The following is a 3,169-nucleotide window of genomic DNA, read 5'->3' on the forward strand; positions in this document are numbered from 1 at the left end:
GGGTGTTGTTGTTTATCTGCGATTTGTTTTGATCGTTTTGTGTGTTCAAGTTTTTAAGGGCATACGGTGGATGCCTTGGCATCAGGAGCCGATGAAGGACGTGGGAGCCTGCGATATGCCTCGGGGAGTCGGCAACCAGACTTTGATCCGGGGATTTCCGAATGGGGAAACCTGGCACCCGTCATGGGGTGTCGCCGCCGTCTGAATGTATAGGGCGGTTGGTGGGAACGCGGGGAAGTGAAACATCTCAGTACCCGCAGGAAGAGAAAACAATTGTGATTCCGTGAGTAGTGGTGAGCGAAAGCGGAGGAGCCTAAACCGTGCGCGTGTGATAGCCGGCAGGCGTTGCGTGTGCGGGGTTGTGGGACCATCCTGGTCCAGCTGCCGCTGGGTCGAGAAGTTACAAACTGCTCGGATAGTTGAACGGCATGGGAAGGCCGACCGTAGACGGTGAGAGTCCGGTAGACGAAATTCGAGTGGCTTCTGGGTGTGTTCCCGAGTAGCACGGGGCCCGTGAAATCCTGTGTGAATCTGCCACGACCACGTGGTAAGGCTGAATACTTCCTGGTGACCGATAGCGGACTAGTACCGTGAGGGAAAGGTGAAAAGTGCCCCGGTGAGGGGTCGTGAAATAGTACCTGAAACCGTGTGCCTACAAGCCGTCAGAGCGTCCTCACAGGGAATCTTTGGTTTTCTGTGTTCGTGATGGCGTGCCTTTTGAAGAATGAGCCTGCGAGTTATGGTGTGTGGCGAGGTTAACCGGTGTCGGGTAGCCGTAGCGAAAGCGAGTCTGAATAGGGCGCATGAGTCGCATGCTGTAGACCCGAAGCGGGGTGATCTAGCCATGGGCAGGGTGAAGCGCCGGTAAGACGGTGTGGAGGCCCGAACCCACCAGGGTTGAAAACCTGGGGGATGACCTGTGGTTAGGGGTGAAAGGCCAATCAAACTCCGTGATAGCTGGTTCTCCCCGAAATGCATTTAGGTGCAGCGTTGCGTGTTTCTTGCCGGAGGTAGAGCTACTGGATGGCTGAGGGGCCCTACAAGGTTACTGACGTCAGCCAAACTCCGAATGCCGGTAAGTGAGAGCGTGGCAGTGAGACTGCGGGGGATAAGCTTCGTAGTCGAGAGGGAAACAGCCCAGATCATCGGTTAAGGCCCCTAAGCGTGTGCTAAGTGGGAAAGGATGTGGAGTTGCTGTGACAACCAGGAGGTTGGCTTAGAAGCAGCCACCCTTGAAAGAGTGCGTAATAGCTCACTGGTCAAGTGATTCCGCGCCGACAATGTAGCGGGGCTCAAGCACACCGCCGAAGCCGTGGCATTGCACCTTTGTGGTGTGATGGGTAGGGGAGCGTCCTGCGACCGGTGAAGCCTCGGGGTGACCCAGGGGTGGAGGTTGTGGGAGTGAGAATGCAGGCATGAGTAGCGAATCACACGTGAGAAACGTGTGCGCCGGATGACCAAGGGTTCCTGGGGCAGGCTAATCCGCCCAGGGTAAGTCGGGACCTAAGGCGAGGCCGACAGGCGTAGTCGATGGACAACGGGTTGATATTCCCGTACCCGCTGGTATGCGCCAACGCTGAACCCTCTGATGCTAACCACCCGAACCGCTGCCGTGACCTTCGGGTTGTGGTGGTGGGGAGCGTGGGACCCGAGGGGGTAGTAGGTGAGTGATGGGGTGACGCAGGAGGGTAGCTCAGCCCAGGCGATGGTTGTTCCTGGGGTAAGCATGTAGCCCGCGCCATAGGTAAATCCGTGGTGCATGAAGGGTGAGGTGTGATGCCGAGCCGTTTTAGGTGAAGTGAGTGATCCCATGCTGTCGAGAAAAGCCTCTAGCGAGTGTACTGGCGGCCCGTACCCTAAACCGACTCAGGTGGTCAGGTAGAGAATACCAAGGCGATCGGGTGAACTGTGGTTAAGGAACTCGGCAAATTGCCCCCGTAACTTTGGGAGAAGGGGGGCCTTGTCTGGTGATGGAACTTGCTTCTTGAGCTGGGTGGGGTCGCAGAGGCCAGGGGGAAGCGACTGTTTACTAAAAACACAGGTCCGTGCGAAGTCGTAAGACGCGGTATACGGACTGACGCCTGCCCGGTGCCGGAACGTTAAGAGGACCGGTTACACCTCACGGTGGACGCTGAGAATCTAAGCGCCGGTAAACGGCGGTGGTAACTATAACCATCCTAAGGTAGCGAAATTCCTTGTCGGGTAAGTTCCGACCTGCACGAATGGCGTAACGACTTCCCCGCTGTCTCAACCACAGGCCCGGTGAAATTGCAGTACGAGTAAAGATGCTCGTTTCGCGCAGCAGGACGGAAAGACCCCGGGACCTTCACTATAGCTTGGCATTGGCGCTTGAGGCGGCTTGTGTAGGATAGGTGGGAGACTGTGAAGCTCGGACGCTAGTTCGGGTGGAGTCGTTGGTGAAATACCACTCTGGTTGTTTTGTGTGTCTAACCCGCGCCCGTGTATCCGGGTGGGGGACAGTGCCTGGTGGGTAGTTTAACTGGGGCGGTTGCCTCCTAAAGTGTAACGGAGGCGCCCAAAGGTTCCCTCAGCCTGGTTGGTCATCAGGTGGTGAGTGCAAGGGCACAAGGGAGCTTGACTGTGAGACGGACGTGTCGAGCAGGTGCGAAAGCAGGGCCTAGTGATCCGGCATCTACGTGTGGAAGTGGTGTCGCTCAACGGCTAAAAGGTACCCCGGGGATAACAGGCTGATCTTCCCCAAGAGTCCATATCGACGGGATGGTTTGGCACCTCGATGTCGGCTCGTCGCATCCTGGGGCTGGAGTAGGTCCCAAGGGTTGGGCTGTTCGCCCATTAAAGCGGCACGCGAGCTGGGTTTAGAACGTCGCGAGACAGTTCGGTCCCTATCCGCTGCGCGCGTAGGAGAATTGAAAGGGTCTGTCCCTAGTACGAGAGGACCGGGACGGACGAACCTCTGGTGTGCCAGTTGTTCCGCCAGGAGCATGGCTGGTTGGCTACGTTCGGTAGGGATAACCGCTGAAAGCATCTAAGCGGGAAGCCTTCCTTGAGATGAGTTCTCCCTCCCACTTTGGTGGGGTAAGGCCCCCGGTTGATGATCGGGTTGATAGGTCGGAGATGGAAGCGCGGTAACGTGTGGAGTCGACCGGTACTAATAGGCCGAGTGGCTTGACCACACAATACGTTCAAG

General features: G+C 57.1%; 1 rRNA gene. It reads left to right on the forward strand.

The features are described from left to right. Nucleotides 1–43: 43 nt before the first annotated feature. Nucleotides 44–3,155: ribosomal RNA gene (locus KLI87_RS41360) — 23S ribosomal RNA — on the forward strand. Nucleotides 3,156–3,169: the final 14 nt, after the last annotated feature.

This window comes from Actinomadura sp. NEAU-AAG7 (assembly GCF_018603865.1).
Classification (GTDB): domain Bacteria; phylum Actinomycetota; class Actinomycetes; order Streptosporangiales; family Streptosporangiaceae; genus Spirillospora; species Spirillospora litoris.